Annotated in this window: 15 protein-coding genes; 9 read left to right on the top strand and 6 right to left on the bottom strand. The window is 68.8% G+C overall.

The features are described 5' to 3' along the window. Positions 1 to 22: 22 nt before the first annotated feature. The 3 genes from ACIA58_RS25690 to ACIA58_RS25680 are packed head-to-tail and all read left to right on the top strand — an operon-like array spanning position 23 to position 2,055. The gene (locus tag ACIA58_RS25690; RefSeq protein WP_396406300.1) at positions 23 to 370 is read left to right on the top strand and encodes a YciI family protein; all 348 of its coding nucleotides are present in this window, start codon (positions 23 to 25) and stop codon (positions 368 to 370) included. After that, positions 367 to 1,605, top strand: a complete 1,239-nt coding sequence (locus tag ACIA58_RS25685) for an RNA polymerase sigma factor (RefSeq protein WP_396406299.1) — start codon at positions 367 to 369, stop codon at positions 1,603 to 1,605. Before ACIA58_RS25690 ends, ACIA58_RS25685 begins: the two co-directional genes overlap by 4 nt. A gap of 12 nt (positions 1,606 to 1,617) precedes the next feature. Next, positions 1,618 to 2,055, top strand: coding sequence for an SRPBCC family protein (locus ACIA58_RS25680; RefSeq protein ID WP_396406298.1), 438 nt, complete (start codon positions 1,618 to 1,620; stop codon positions 2,053 to 2,055). Here ACIA58_RS25680 and lexA read toward each other — a convergent pair. Next, positions 2,052 to 2,705, bottom strand: a complete 654-nt coding sequence (gene lexA, locus ACIA58_RS25675; protein ID WP_396406297.1) for a transcriptional repressor LexA — start codon at positions 2,703 to 2,705, stop codon at positions 2,052 to 2,054. The genes ACIA58_RS25680 and lexA overlap by 4 nt on opposite strands. Before the next feature lie 69 nt (positions 2,706 to 2,774). Here lexA and ACIA58_RS25670 point away from each other — a divergent pair, with 69 nt between their 5' ends. After that, positions 2,775 to 3,572, top strand: a complete 798-nt coding sequence (locus ACIA58_RS25670; RefSeq protein ID WP_396406296.1) for a TIGR02569 family protein — start codon at positions 2,775 to 2,777, stop codon at positions 3,570 to 3,572. Here ACIA58_RS25670 and ACIA58_RS25665 read toward each other — a convergent pair. Beyond that, positions 3,530 to 4,708 carry a Cmx/CmrA family chloramphenicol efflux MFS transporter gene (locus ACIA58_RS25665; protein ID WP_396406295.1) on the bottom strand — a complete coding sequence of 393 codons (1,179 nt, stop codon included), beginning with the start codon at positions 4,706 to 4,708 and terminating at the stop codon, positions 3,530 to 3,532. The genes ACIA58_RS25670 and ACIA58_RS25665 overlap by 43 nt on opposite strands. Before the next feature lie 35 nt (positions 4,709 to 4,743). Further along, positions 4,744 to 5,319 (bottom strand): TetR/AcrR family transcriptional regulator, encoded by a 576-nt coding sequence (locus tag ACIA58_RS25660; protein WP_396406294.1) that lies wholly within the window; start codon positions 5,317 to 5,319, stop codon positions 4,744 to 4,746. Between the two features lie 174 nt (positions 5,320 to 5,493). Here ACIA58_RS25660 and ACIA58_RS25655 point away from each other — a divergent pair, with 174 nt between their 5' ends. Continuing rightward, positions 5,494 to 7,509 carry a glycoside hydrolase domain-containing protein gene (locus ACIA58_RS25655; protein ID WP_396406293.1) on the top strand — a complete coding sequence of 672 codons (2,016 nt, stop codon included), beginning with the start codon at positions 5,494 to 5,496 and terminating at the stop codon, positions 7,507 to 7,509. Here the strand turns inward: ACIA58_RS25655 and ACIA58_RS25650 are convergent. Further along, positions 7,506 to 8,378 (bottom strand): LysR family transcriptional regulator, encoded by an 873-nt coding sequence (locus tag ACIA58_RS25650; protein WP_396406292.1) that lies wholly within the window; start codon positions 8,376 to 8,378, stop codon positions 7,506 to 7,508. The two genes, ACIA58_RS25655 and ACIA58_RS25650, sit on opposite strands and share 4 nt — an antisense overlap. Positions 8,379 to 8,463: 85 nt before the next feature. On the opposite strand from ACIA58_RS25650, the gene ACIA58_RS25645 reads away from it, so the two are divergent. The 4 genes from ACIA58_RS25645 to ctaD all read left to right on the top strand — a co-directional run bounded on the left by ACIA58_RS25645 (position 8,464) and on the right by ctaD (position 12,489). Next, entirely contained in the window at positions 8,464 to 9,273 is an 810-nt protein-coding gene (locus tag ACIA58_RS25645) for an alpha/beta fold hydrolase (RefSeq protein ID WP_396406291.1), read from the top strand. Continuing rightward, complete coding sequence (locus tag ACIA58_RS25640; protein ID WP_396406290.1) at positions 9,270 to 10,070, top strand: LLM class flavin-dependent oxidoreductase; 801 nt, start codon at positions 9,270 to 9,272, stop codon at positions 10,068 to 10,070. Before ACIA58_RS25645 ends, ACIA58_RS25640 begins: the two co-directional genes overlap by 4 nt. Positions 10,071 to 10,147: 77 nt before the next feature. Then, on the top strand, positions 10,148 to 10,675 hold the full coding sequence (locus tag ACIA58_RS25635) for a type 1 glutamine amidotransferase domain-containing protein (RefSeq protein ID WP_396406289.1): 528 nt from the start codon (positions 10,148 to 10,150) through the stop codon (positions 10,673 to 10,675). A 206-nt stretch (positions 10,676 to 10,881) separates the two neighbouring features. Further along, a complete protein-coding gene (gene ctaD, locus ACIA58_RS25630; protein WP_396406516.1) occupies positions 10,882 to 12,489 on the top strand; it encodes a cytochrome c oxidase subunit I in 1,608 nt (535 codons plus the stop codon). On the opposite strand, the gene ACIA58_RS25625 is transcribed toward ctaD, so the two are convergent. Both ACIA58_RS25625 and ACIA58_RS25620 read right to left on the bottom strand, forming a co-directional pair. After that, entirely contained in the window at positions 12,490 to 13,362 is an 873-nt protein-coding gene (locus tag ACIA58_RS25625; RefSeq protein ID WP_396406288.1) for a helix-turn-helix domain-containing protein, read from the bottom strand. It lies immediately after the preceding gene. Positions 13,363 to 13,406: 44 nt separating this feature from the next. Then, entirely contained in the window at positions 13,407 to 13,931 is a 525-nt protein-coding gene (locus ACIA58_RS25620; protein ID WP_396406287.1) for an O-methyltransferase, read from the bottom strand. Between the last annotated feature and the right edge of the window lie 97 nt (positions 13,932 to 14,028).

Here is a 14,028-nt window from a genome sequence, read left to right as displayed (position 1 = left end):
CTGTCCGGAAGGAGGTTCGGGTGTGAAGTACGTGCTGATGTTCATCGAGACCGAGGAGTTCGCCAAGGAGTTCGAGGCGAAGGGACCGGCCGAGCGGGAGGAGGCGTACCGGCGGGTGTACCAGTGGTTCGAGGACCACCGGGACAAGATCACCGACCGCGGGAACAAGCTGCAAGGTCCGGAGACCGCGACCACGGTCCGCCTGGACGGCGGCGTGGCGATGACCACCGACGGTCCCTTCATCGAGGGCAAGGAGGTCGTGTCCGGGTTCACCGAGATCGACGTCGCGGACCTCGACGAGGCGCTGCGGATGGTGCGGACCTGGCCGGCCTGCCCGGTGATCGAGATCCGTCCGGTGGCAGAGATGTGAGTACCGAGGACGAGCTGGCTCGCGTGGTGCGTGACCACGCGGGCCGGTTGGCCGGCGCGCTGGTGTCGCTGCTGGGTGACTTCTCGGCGGCCGAGGATCTGGTCCAGGACGCGGTCGAGATCGCGCTGAAGCGCTGGCCGGTCGAGGGCGTGCCCGATCGGCCGGACGCGTGGCTCTTCACGGTCGCGAAACGCCGAGGACTCGACGTACTGCGCCGGCAGCAGAACTACCGCAGCAAGCTGGCCGCGTTCGAGCCTCCCGTGCAGCCCCCGCCGGACGACCGGCTGCGGCTGATCTTCACGTGCTGTCACCCGGCGCTTGCTCGCGAGGCACAGGTCGCGCTGACCCTGCGAGTCGTGTGCGGTCTGACGACCGCACAGATCGCGGCCGCCCTGCTGGCCTCGGAGTCGGCTGTCGCGCAACGGATCACCCGGGCGAAGCGCAAGATCACCGACGCCGGCATCCCGTACCGGATCCCGCGCGACGACGAGCTGCCCGAGCGCCTCACCGAAGTACTGACCGTCATCTACCTGCTCTTCAACGAGGGTTACCTGTCCAGTACGGCGGAACGCGCGCACTCCCGCGACCTCGTCGACGACGCCGAATGGCTGACCGCCCTGCTCCACGGCCTGCTCCCCAACGAGCCCGAGGTCGCCGGACTCCTCGCGCTGATCCGCCTCCATCGAGCCCGTACGGCGGCCCGCTTCACACCCGCCGGCGAGCTCGTCCTGCTCGAAGACCAGGACCGCACGCTCTGGAACCACACCGCTATCGCCGAGGCGACGACTCTGCTGACCAGAACGGCCTATCGTCACCACGCGCCCGGCCCGTACCAACTGCAAGCCGCGATCGCCGCCTGCCACAGCGAGGCCTCGACCTGGGCCGAGACCGACTGGCGGCAGATCCTCGTCCTCTACGACATGCTCCTCACCCTGCAGCCGAGTCCTGTGACCTGTCTGCACCGCTCGGTCGCGCTCTCCTTCGTCGAGGGACCAGCGGCCGCCCTGAACGAGCTCGATCGCCTCGCCCTCGACACCTATCCGTTGTTCCACGCGACCCGAGCTCAGTTCCTGCGCGACCTCGATCGGGACGCCGAGGCACACGTCGCCGACGAACGGGCCGCCGAGCTGACAGCCAACCCGGCACAACTCGACCTGCTGCGCGAGCGCCTGGCAAACGTGTCGGATCCGGGGGTACGCCGATCGTCAACAGATCGAAGGCAGCCGACTGAGTAGGAGACTGGGGTAATGGGATCGATTGTCACGAAAATCGAGGTCGAGCGGACAGCGGACGAGGTGTTCGCCTACGTCACCGACCCGAACCACTTCACCGAGTGGCAGGCAAATGTCACCGGCGGACACCTCGAGGGTGGCGAGCCGGTCGTCGGCGCGAAGTGCATGACGCGCCGCAAGATCGGTGGCCGCGAACGCGACGTCACGTCGCGCCTGACCGAGTTCGACCCGCCGCGGGCATGGGCGGTGCACGGGGACGAGGGGCCGATCCGCTCCACCGTCAAGGTGTCTGTCGAGCCGATCGCCGGCCGGGACGCCAGCACGGTGACGATCGACCTCGACTTCGAGGGCCACGGCATCGGCAAGCTGCTGGTCCCGCTGATGGTCGTCCCCCAGTCCCGCAAGGAGATGGTGCGCAACATGGCCCGCCTGAAGACCAACCTGGAGCGCTAGACGCTCCGCAGGACCGAAACGACGATGCCGAGGATGGTGGCGTTGTCGCCGTCGATGACCTCGTACGCCGGGTTGCGCGGCTCGAGGTACACGTGGCCGTTGCGGCGGCGGTAGACCTTCACCGTCGCCTCCTCGTCGATCATCGCGGCCACGATCTGGCCGGAGTGGGCCTCGGACTGCTGGCGGACCACGACGATGTCGCCGTCGCAGATCGCGGCGTCGATCATCGACTCGCCGCGGACCCGCAGCCCGAACACCGTGCCCCGGCCGGTCAGGCCGCGGGGGAGTTGCATGACGTCGTCCACGTGCTCGACCGCGGAGATCGGCGTACCGGCCGCGATGTCACCGACGACCGGCACCGGCACGTTGTCACCGTTCGTGTCGCGCCCGGCCGGCTCCTGCAGGAACATCCGGACGTCGATCGGCCGCGACACCGACGGGCTCCGGCGCAGGAATCCCTTGTCCTCCAGGCTGGCCAGGTGCTTGGACACCGAGGACGAGGAGCGCAGTCCGACCGCGTCGCCGATCTGCCGGCTGCTCGGCGGGTACCCGTGCCGGGTCACCCAGTCGCGGATCACCACCAGGATCCGTTGCTGCCGCTCCGGAAGGGCAGCGGTGTCGAGGTCGCCGAACAGGTCGAGATCAGTCACCGCAGAACCCTATCCGTCCCCGAGCTAAAACCTGGTGAGCCCGCGCGCTGTTGATGGCAGGGTGCGGGCATGGATGGTCCTTCTGAGGAAGTGCTGGACGCGTTCGGTCTGTCGGAGCCGGCGATGTTGCTGCCGGGCGGTCAGGGCGAGACGTGGCGGTCCGGTGCCGTCGTACTGAAGCGTGCCGTGTCGGAGAGCGTGTGGCGGGCAGAGGTGTTGGCAGAGCTGCCCGAGTCCGAGGCGTTCCGGGTGCCTCGGCCCGTGCGGAGCCTCCGCGGTGAGTGGGTCGAGTTCGGGTGGGAGGCCGGCGAGCTGCTCGCCGGTGCGACCGACGTCCGGCGGCAGGACGAAGTACTGACGGTAGCTGGGGCTTTTCACGAGGCCGTTGCCGGGTTGGCGCGGCCGGACTTCCTTGATGGGCGCAACGATCCTTGGTCCGACGGTGATCGGGTCGCGTGGTGCGAGCAGTCGTACGACGGCAGCCCGGCGTACGTCGAACTCACCGCGCCGCTCGTGGATGCGTGGCGACCGGTCGAGCTGGTGGCCCAGGTCGTGCACGGTGACCTGCCGGGGAACGTGATGTTCGCCGACGGGCTGCCGCCGGCGATCATCGACTGGCCGGTGTACTGGCGGCCGCCGTCCTGGGCGTCGGCCGTCGCCGTCGCGGATGCGCTGTGCTGGTACGGCGCCGAACCCGAACTGGCCGCCCGCTGGGCCCATCTGCCCGAGTGGGGCCAGATGCTGATCCGCGCCCTGATCTACCGCATGACCACCGAGGACGTCGTCCGCGGCTCGGAGTTCTGGGAAGGCCCGGCCCGCACGTCCTACGAGCCGGTCATCGAGCTGGCCCTCTCGTACGCCGGCTGACCAGCGGCCCGGACCGCGAGCGGAATGGTGCCGAAGGCAAGCACTCCGAGCCCGGCGCCGATCCAGCCGACCGACGAGTACCCGGCTCCCGCGTCCAGCGCCAGCCCGCCGAGCCACGGGCCGACCGTGATCCCGACGTTGAACGCGGAGATGTTGAACGCCGCGGCCAGCGTCGGCGCGGACCCGGCGACACTGAACACCCGCGAGTTCACCGCCGGGTTGGTCGCGAACCCGAACGTCCCGACCGCGATGATCGCTGGTACGGCGAGCCACGGGGTGCCGGTCGCTAGCGCCAGGACCACCGCCGCCGCGATCACCCCGGACAGACTCAGGACGAGCGTGGTGAACGGTCGCTGGTCCGCGGTCCGTCCGCTGACGGTGATGCCGATGAGCGCGCCGACGCCGTACAGCGCCAGGATCGCCGGCACCCAGCCGTCGGACAGTCCGGTGGTCTCGGTGAGCAGGGGCGCGAGGTAGCTGAAAATCACCAGGATCGCGCCGGTCGACAACGCCGTGGTGCCGTACGCGAGCCACAGCTGCGGATTCGCCATGCTGCGGAGCTCCTGCCGCAGCTCCGGGGTGCGCTCCGCCCGGCCGCGCGGGATGGTCGCGACGATGCCGATGATCGAGAGCGCCGAGAACACCGCGACCGCCCAGAACGCGGAGCGCCAGCCGAGGTGCTGGCCCAGGAGCGTTCCGGCGGGCAGGCCGACGATCGTCGCGACGGTCAGACCGCCGGCGAGGATGCTCATCGCCTTGGCGCGGGCCTCCGGTCCGGCGAGCTCGATCGCGGTCACGGAGGCGACCGCCCAGAATCCGGCGTAGACGAACGCGCCGGCGACGCGGGTCGCGAGCAGGACGCCGTACGACGACGTCAGCGCGCCGGCGACGTGGGTGAGCGCGAAGATCGTCAGGAACGCGAGCATCGCGGCGCGGCGCGACCAGCGCAGCGTCGTGACGGCCAGGATCGGCGCGCCGACGAGCATGCCGACCGCGAACGCCGAGATCAGCAGACCGGCGGCGGGGATCGATACGTCCAGGTCGGTCGCGATCTCGGGGAGCAGACCGGCGAGCATCAGCTCGGAGGTGCCCTGGGCGAAGATCGCCAGGCCGAGCAGATAGACAGCGCGAGGCATGATGTCCTCTCGGATTGGATCGGTGGGGGAGAGCGTCAGAAGCTGCGCAGAGTCGCCTCGACGACGGCCCGCTGGCTCTGTGGGTCTGCGCCACGCCGGGCAGAGACCCGCAGGCCGCCGAGCACGGTGAAGACGTACGTCGCGAGTCCGGTCGGGTCCTGCGCCGGGTCGACGTCGCCGGTCGCCTGCGCCGCCCGGATGGCGGTCGCCAGCGCGGCCAGCTTCGTCTCGTGGTCCCGGTCCAGCAGGTCGACGACGTCGGCGTCCGTCGGGCCGAGCTCCACGATCGTGTTGATCACGAAGCAGCCGGCCGGATCGTCCGGCTCCGGCTCGACCGCGGCCCACAGGATCCGCCGGACCCGCTCCCGGATCGGCACGGCGGTGTCCTGGATCAGCTCGAGCTGAGCAGTGGTGAACCGGTCGACATACCGCCGCAGGGCGCGGTCGAACAGGTCGCGCTTGCTCGTGAATGTGTTGTAGATGCTGCTGCGCCCGAGGCCGGTCGCGTCGCAGAGGTCCTGCGTCGACGTCGCCTCGTAACCGGCCGTCCAGAACACCCGCATCGCGGCGTCGACGGCGCGATCCTCGTCGAATGTCCTCGGCCTCGGCATGCCGCCGAGCATAGCACGTTATGGACTGATCGATCCAAAATGGGCCGACGAACGTTTGAACCACCTGCGCCGATAGCATCTGGGCATCGAGGCGAGTGCCGGATGCTCTTCGACAAGAGCACAGGCGCTCGCTTTCACTTGGGGGCTCCGATCATCGAACAAGTGGGGAGCACTGTGAGGTTGTTCAGACCTGGGGGGCTGGCAATCGCCTTCGCCCTGGTGGCGGGCGTCACCGCTGCCAATTCAGCGGTCGCGGACGAGACCAGGACCGTCTCGTACCGCGGCTACCAAGTAACCGTCCCGGCCAACTGGCCTGTGGTCGACCTGACCGCCGACCCGGCCGCCTGCGTCCGGCTCGACCGGCCCGCCGTGTACCTGGGCCACAGCACGACGCAGGCCAACTGCCCGGCGCGTCTCGTCGGCCGCAGCTCCGGCCTGATCCTGGAGCCGCTGACCACGACCACGCCGTCCAGCGACGGTCTGCTCCGGCGCGCGATCACCGATGCCGGCGTCCTCGCGACCGCGTACTACGCACCGGGTGCGGAGCGCGCGGCGAGCGACGTGCTCGCCACCGGTCGCGTGGTGACGAAGACGCCGTCCGCCCGGGTCGCGCAGCCCGCCGCGGTCACCCCGACGGTGGTTGCTACGGGCAACTTCGCGGGGAACGGCTTCGACACCTGCGCGGCGCCGGCGCAGTCGACGATGGACGCGTGGCGCCCGGCGTACCAAGGGGTCGGCATCTACATCAGCGGCGGCCTCCGGGCCTGCGCCCAGCCGAACCTGACCGCCAGCTGGGTGGCCACGAACGCGAGCAAGGGCTGGCAGTTCCTGCTGATCGACGTCGGCCTGCAGGCGCCCTGCACGACGTACAACAGCCGGATGTCGCCGGTCGCGTCGACAGCTCTGACCCAGGGCCGCAACGCGGCGATCAACGCGGTCGCTGCCGCGCAGGCGCTCGGGTTCGCGCAGCGGAGCGCGATCTACAGCGACATCGAGGCCTACACCTCGACAGCTGCGTGCAAGGCGTCCGTGCTGTCGTACCTCAGCGGCTGGACGCAGGAGCTGAACTCGCGCGGGTACGTCGGCGGCGCGTATGTCGGTGCCGCGTCGGGTGGCGCTGACCTGAACAGTGCCTACACGAGCACGGCGTACACGCGGCCGGACAACATCTGGTTCGCGCACTGGGGATCTCCGGTCGGGACCAGCCGGTTCATCAATGCGGCGTACTGGAGCAACCACCAGCGCGTGCACCAGTTCGCCGGTGATGTCAGCGAGACCAACGGCGGCGTCTCGATGTCGATCGACAAGAACTACCTGAACCTGACCGCCCCGCCGCCACCCGTCAGCAGCTTCAGCGTGACCGGTGGAGTCGCGGCCGCCACGCTGCGGTGGACGAAGCCGGCCAACACGACACTGGGCCAGATCATGGTCCGCAGTGCGGTCGGATCGGTCTCGCCGGCGCTGCCGACGTCCGGTACGGCGGTGTACAACGGCGGGGCCAGCCTGTTCACCCAGACCGGCCTGTCCAACTCGGCCAGCTACGCGTACCGCGCCTGGGTGAAGGACAGCAAGGGCAAGATCGGGCCCGGGGTCGACGTGAAACTCGTCGGGTCGAAGGCGACGATCGGCGCCGGCGCGGCCTCGATCATGTACACGCAGGCAGTGACTCTGTCGACGGCGGTCAGTCGGCTCGACGGCGTGAAGCTGGCCGGCGTACCGGCGGTGCTGTACTCGAAGGCGAAGAACGCGAGCAAGTGGTCGACCGTCGGATCGTTCACCACCGACGCCAACGGGATCGCGTCGACGTCGCAGAAGCCGGCTGTGTCGACGTACTACATGTGGGGCTACAACGGCGGCGGAGCGGTGCTCGGGACGCGGAGCACGGCGCCGCTCGTTCAGGTGCATCCGGCGCTGTCGGCGTACCTGACTCCGGCTGCGATCAAGCTGGGCGGGTCCACGCTGCTGTACGGGTACCTGAACCCGCCGCACGCCGGGACGACGGCGTACCTGCAGCGGCGCTCCGGCACGACGTGGGTGGCGGTGACGACCGGGAAGCTGACGACGAACGGGAAGTACGCGTTCGCCATCAAGCCGACCGCACGCGGCACCTACACGTACCGCGTGGTGTGGCTGGCAGACGCAGACCACCAGGGGACGCAGACCGCGTCGAAGGTCCTGACCGTCAGCTAACTGGCGAGGCCGGCCGCCGCACTCCGCGCGAGTTCGATCGCGTGTGCCGCAAGCGGTGAGTGCGTGCGGCCGGCCTGCCACAGCAAGAAGATCTCCCGGGCCGGCAGGTCTGGCGACAGTTCGTGAAGCGTCAGGCTCGGGTCGTCACGGAGTACGGCCAGACGCGGCACCAGCGCTGCACCGAGGCCGGCGCGGACCATCGCCAGCAGGGCCTCGTTGCCCTCGGTACGGAACACGAACTGCGGGCGGATGTCACGGGCGCGCAGGAAGTCCTCGACCACCGCCTGGTGGCAGATCGCCGGATGGGCGACCAGCGGCAGACCGTCGAGCATCTTGAGCGGGACCGGTCCGGCCGGGAAGTCGCCGGGGCGAGCCACCAGAACATACGGATCGTCGAGCAGTTTGAGGTCCTCGATGCTGTCGCCGGTGCGGCCGTCGAAGAACATCAGGTCGAGCCCGGTGAGATCGGGATCGTCGGTCTCCTCCTCGAACAGCCGGATGTCACAGCCCGGATGCGCGTCCCGAAGTCCGCGAATCACCTGCGGCAGCAACGTGTTCGAGACGGTCTGGAACGTGCCGATGTCGATCCGGCTGTCGCCGGCCCGGAACCGCTCGATCCCGTCGCTCAACTCGTCGGCGCGACGCAGCAGCTCGCGGGCGTGCTGCAGCAGGACCGCGCCGAGCGGAGTGATCCGCACCGGCTTCGGTCCGCCGGGCCGGTCGAACAGCGGACCGCGGGCGGCCTTCTCGAGTACTGCGATCTGCTGGCTGACGCTCGACTGGGTGTACCCGAGCCTGCTCGCGGCACGGCCGAACGACCCCTCGTCGGCGACGGCTGCCAGCGTCGCCAGATGACGCAACTCGTACATGAAGGCACTCTATCGCCGCAAGCGATCGCTTCGATTAGAATCAATCGCTTTTCACGATCACCCGTCCACTTCTACGGTCGATCGTATGGAGAGCATCTACTCGGTCAACGACCTCGAACTCTGCGCGGAGACGTACGGCGACCCGGCTGATCCCGCCGTTCTGCTGATCCATGGCGCCACCGCCTCCATGCTGTGGTGGGACAGCCGGCTGTGCACCGACATCGCCGCCCGTGGGCGGTTCGTGATCCGCTACGACCAGCGCGACACCGGCCGCTCGACGTCGTTCCCTGTCGGAGCGCCCGGCTACGCGATGAGCGACCTGGCCGCGGACGCCGTCGGCCTCCTCGATGCCCTCGGCATCGAGCGGGCGGATGTGGTCGCCCAGTCGATGTCCGGCGGTACGGCGCTGATCCTCGGCGTCGACCACCCGGACCGGGTCGCGTCGCTGACCTTGGTGTCGACGAGCACCGGCGACGAGGGCCTGCCGCCGCCGTCGCCGGACATGCCCCACCTGGGTACGCCGGACTTCGACGCCCCCACCGCCGTCGAGGAGTACGTCGTCCGCGCGATCGAGGCGGAGGCCGCCGGCCACTTCGACGAGTCGGCCGCCCGGGCTCTCGTGGTACAGGACATGGCTCGGACGAGGAACTACGAGGCAGCGATGACGAACCACTATGCGATGACCTTCGATGCCCCACGCAACGGCTCCTTCGCGGACCTGACGATGCCCGTTCTCGTCATGCACGGAGACGCCGACCCGTTGCTCCCGTTGCCACACGGTGAGGCTGTGCGCGACGCGGTACCGGGCGCCCGGCTCGTGGTGCTGGAGGGCATGGGGCACGGGCTCTCGGCGCCGTACTGGAAGGCGTTCGTGGACGAGGTGGTGGCGCGATGAAGTTCGCGATCTGGCTGCCGTTGTTCGACGAGTTGTCCGATCCGCTGGAGGTTGCGCGGCTCGCGGCAGCGGCCGAGGAGGCCGGGTGGGACGGGTTCTTCCTCTGGGACCAGCTGTGGTGGCGGGAACCGGTCCGCGAGGTGTCGGACCCGTGGATCACGATGAGCGCGATGGCGACCGCGACGGAGCGACTGCGGATCGGTCCGATGGTCACGCCGGTCGCGCGCCGGCGGCCGACGAAGTTGTTGCGCGAGACAACGACGCTGGACCGGTTGTCGGGTGGACGGCTGACGCTCGGGGTCGGGTTGGGCAGCGACCGGTTCGCGGGGGAGTACTCCAGGACCGGCGAGGAGGTCGACGACCGGGCCCGGGCCGAGCAGATGGACGAGACGCTCGACATTCTGACCGCCGGGTGGACGGGGGAGCCGGTGAAGTATCGCGGCAAGCACCACGTGGTCGACGACGTGCAGTTCCTGCCGCGGCCGGTGGCGGGTCGGGTGCCGGTGTGGATCGCCGGGTTCCCGGGCAACGCCAAGCCGATCCGCCGCGCCGCGAAGTACGACGGCTTCTTCCCGGTCAACCTCACCTCGCCGGAGCAGCTCGCCGAACCGGTCGCCGTACTCCGCGAAGCGCGCGGCAACCTCGACGACTACGACATCGCGGTGGCGCTGGAGCCGTCGTTCGATCCGCGCCCGTACGCCGAAGCCGGCGCCACCTGGTGCTTGATGGACGTCGACCCCGCCACGCTGCGGCTGACCGACGTCCGCGCGGTGATCGCGGCCGGACCTCCACGCTGACTCAGGCTGGGTCGAGCCGTGTGCCGAGCAGCGCACGGGGTACCGGCGAGAGGTCCGCTGATCGAGAGGAGAGTGTGATGCCTGACCGCAAGATCGCGTTCCTGGTCGCCGCCGAGGGGATCGAGCGGGTCGAGCTGACCGAACCCTGGAAGGCCGTCAGCGAGGCCGGCTACCAGCCGGTGTTGCTGAGCCCGAAGGCCGGTGACGTGCAGACCTTCAACCACCTGACGGCCGCGGAGACGGCCCCGGTGGATCAGGTCGTCTCCGATGCGTCGGTCGACGACTTCGCGGCCTTGGTGCTGCCGGGCGGCGTCGCGAACCCGGACGCGCTGCGGACCGACGCGCAGGCGGTCGGCTTCGTGAAGTCGTTCATGGAGTCGGGTAAGCCGGTCGCAGCGATCTGTCACGCTCCGTGGACGCTGGTCGAGGCCGACGTGGTCCGCGGCCGGAATGTGACCTCGTGGCCGAGTCTGCAGACCGATCTCCGCAATGCCGGCGCCGAGTGGGTCGACGAGACCGTCGTGACGGACGGTAACCTGATCACCAGCCGCAACCCGGACGATCTCCCGGCGTTCTGCAAGACATTGCTGGCGGCACTTGGCTGACAGGTCGCATCCATAGGTGTCTAATCGAAGGGATGCGGTAACTGGGAGGTCGCATGGCCAGTGTCAGTGGGCAGGCCGGGATCACCGAGCGCACCGGAGCGGCTGCAGTTGGACTCCGACGGCGGCCACTGGGCCAGGTGATCGGCCGACTCCTGTCGACCACCGATCACAAGGTGATCGGCCAGTTGTACCTCGTGACGTCGTTCATGTTCTTCCTGATCGCGGGCGTGATGGCGCTGGTCATGCGCGCCGAGCTCGCCGAGCCGGGGCTGCAGATCGTGAACGAGGAGACGTACAACCAGCTCTTCACCATGCACGGCACGATCATGCTGCTGCTGTTCGCGACCCCGTTGTTCGTCGGGTTCGCCAACGTGATCATGCCGGTGCAGATCGGTGCGCCGGATGTGGCGTTCCCACGACTGAACATGTTCAGCTACTGGCTGTTCCTGTTCGGTGGGCTGATCACGCTGGGCGCGTTCCTCACCCCGGGTGGCGCGGCCGACTTCGGCTGGACGGCGTACTCGCCGTTGTCGAGCGCGATCCGGTCGCCGGGTGTCGGCGGTGACCTGTGGATCATGGGTCTGTGGATGGCCGGTCTGGGCACCATCCTCGGTGCGGTCAACTTCGTCACGACGATCGTCACGATGCGGGCGCCGGGGATGACGATGTTCCGGATGCCGATCTTCTGCTGGAACATCCTGGTCACGTCGATCCTGGTGCTGATCGCGTTCCCGATCCTGGCGGCGGCCTTGCTGGTCCTCGAGGCGGACAGAGCCTTGGGAGCGCACGTCTTCGATGCCGCGAACGGTGGTGCGATTCTCTGGCAGCACCTGTTCTGGTTCTTCGGACATCCAGAGGTCTACATCATCGCGCTGCCGTTCTTCGGCATCATCACCGAGATCCTGCCGGTCTTCAGCCGCAAACCGATCTTCGGGTACTACGGCCTGGTCGCGGCGACGCTCGGCATCGGGGCGCTGTCGATCGCGGTGTGGGCGCACCACATGTTCGTCACCGGAGCGGTGAACCTGCCGTTCTTCTCGTTCATGACCTTCCTCATCGCTGTGCCGACCGGGGTGAAGTTCTTCAACTGGATAGGCACGATGTGGGGCGGATCGCTGTCCTTCGATACGCCGATGCTCTGGTCGGTCGGCTTCCTCGTCACGTTCCTGTTCGGCGGTCTGACCGGGATCATCCTGGCGTCGCCGGCCTTGGACTATCAGCTGTCCGATACGTACTTCGTGGTCGCGCACTTCCACTACGTCGTGTTCGGGACTGTGGTGTTCGCGATGTTCGCCGGGTTCTATTTCTGGTGGCCGAAGATGACGGGGCGGATGCTCGACGAGCGTTGGGGGAAGCTGCACTTCTGGCTGCTGTTCATCGGCTTCCACACCACGTTCCTGGTGCAGCACTGGCTCGGCGTCGAGGGCATGCCGCGCCGGTACGCCGACTACAAGGCCTCCGACGGCTTCACGACCCTCCACCAGGTCTCGACCGTCGGCGCGTTCCTGCTCGGGCTCTCGACGCTGCCGTTCCTCTGGAACGTCTACAAGTCGCGGCGGAGTCCACGCGTCGAGGTGGACGACCCGTGGGGCTGGGGCCGCTCGCTGGAATGGGCGACCAGCTCGCCGCCACCCCGGCACAACTTCGACCAACTGCCCCGGATCCGGTCCGAGTCCCCGGCCTTCGACTTCCACCACCCGGACATCGCACTCGCCGAGTACGTCGACAACCGGACCGGTGACGACGGCTTGCTCGACGCGGGCGAGGACCAGGGCCGGGTCGGGCACCTCGAGTCGACCGACACCGAGGAGTAGTCAGCCCGGCAAGCGCTCGAGCAGTCGGGTCAGCTCGTGCTGAGTCTCCTGCGGTGACGGGCTGCTGGACGCCAGCAGGTCCAGGGCTTGCGTATAGGCCTCGACGTCGTCGCGCTTGTCGAGGTACAGCGCGCTGGTCAGGTGCTCCAGGTAGACGACGTCGGGCAGATCGCGCTGCGGGAACCGGAGCAGGGAGAACGCCCCGCCGGTCGCGGCGTGCCCGGTGCTGGTGAGCGGGATGATCTGAAGCGTCACATTCGGCCGGGTGATGGCTTCGCGGAGAGCGTCGAGCTGGTTGCGCAGGACGTCGGTGCCGCCGATCGGGCGATGCAGGACCGACTCCTCGATCACCGCCCAGAGCTTGAGCGGCGGCTCGCGGTCGAGCACCCGCTGGCGACGCGTGCGCAGCGCGACGATCTTCTCGATCTCGTCGTCGGTCGGTGCCCCGGACGGGGTCAACCGCGCCACGGCCCGCGCATACTCCGCGGTCTGCAGCAGGCCCGGGACGAACTGGATCTCGTACGTCCGGATCAGCTCGGCGGTCGCCTCGAGCCCGAGATACGCATCGAACCAGCCGGGCGTGACATCGCCGTACCGATGCCACCAGCCGGGGTCGTTGGCCTCGCGGGCGAGCTCGAGCAGGCGATCGCGCTCGCGGGCGTCGTGCACGCCGTACAGCGTGAGGAGGTCGGAGACGTCACGCTCCTTGAACCCGACCCGGCCGAGCTCGAGCCGGCTGATCTTCGACTCCGACGACCGGATAGCCCAGCCGGCGTCCGTCCGGGTGACGCCGGCGCGCTCGCGCAGCTCCCGCAGATGACCGCCCAGCATCATCCGCAGCGCCGTCGGCCCCACCACGCCCCGTCCTGCCATGAACCGAGTCTACATGATTTTCGAACAGATGTTCCCATGCGATCTCAGCGCACGCGGGTGCCCACCAGGAGTGAATTCCGCAGATCCGGGAGCACCACTTCGGTCGCCACCAGTCGCGGATCGGTGAAGAAGAAGTCCCGCTTCGGATCGTTCGTCCGGTACGGCGAATCCGCCGGCAGCGCCTCGACCGGCGTCACGTCGTCGAACACGAGCCGCCCACCGATCCGCAGCAACTCCACCGCGCGATCCGACCGCCCGCCGTCGACGAAGACCAGATCGAACGGCGCCCGCCGCTGCAGCTCGTCGAACGAATCGCCGTGGACCACCTCGACCCGCTCGTCATCGGCAAACACCCGCCGCGCCGCCGCCACCCGGACCGGATCCAGCTCCACCGTCACCAGCCGGCAATCCACAGGCATCGCCGACGCCATCCACGCCGCGCCGACCCCGACACCAGTGCCCATCTCACCGATCCGCCCACCAACACACCCAGCCGCCAACACAGCCAAAAACCGCCCGACACCGGGCAAACACGCCGACGGCCCATCACCCCGCCGCTCCAACGCCATCCCAACCTCCGCCGCAACACCCCGAGCCCGCCCCACCAACACCGGCATCTCCTCCACAAGCCCCCCATAACCACTCGACCCCCACCAGGTGCGCCCC

It is taken from the genome of Kribbella sp. NPDC051586, assembly GCF_044453965.1.
Taxonomy (GTDB): domain Bacteria; phylum Actinomycetota; class Actinomycetes; order Propionibacteriales; family Kribbellaceae; genus Kribbella.
This window is presented reverse-complemented; position numbering and strand designations above follow the sequence as displayed.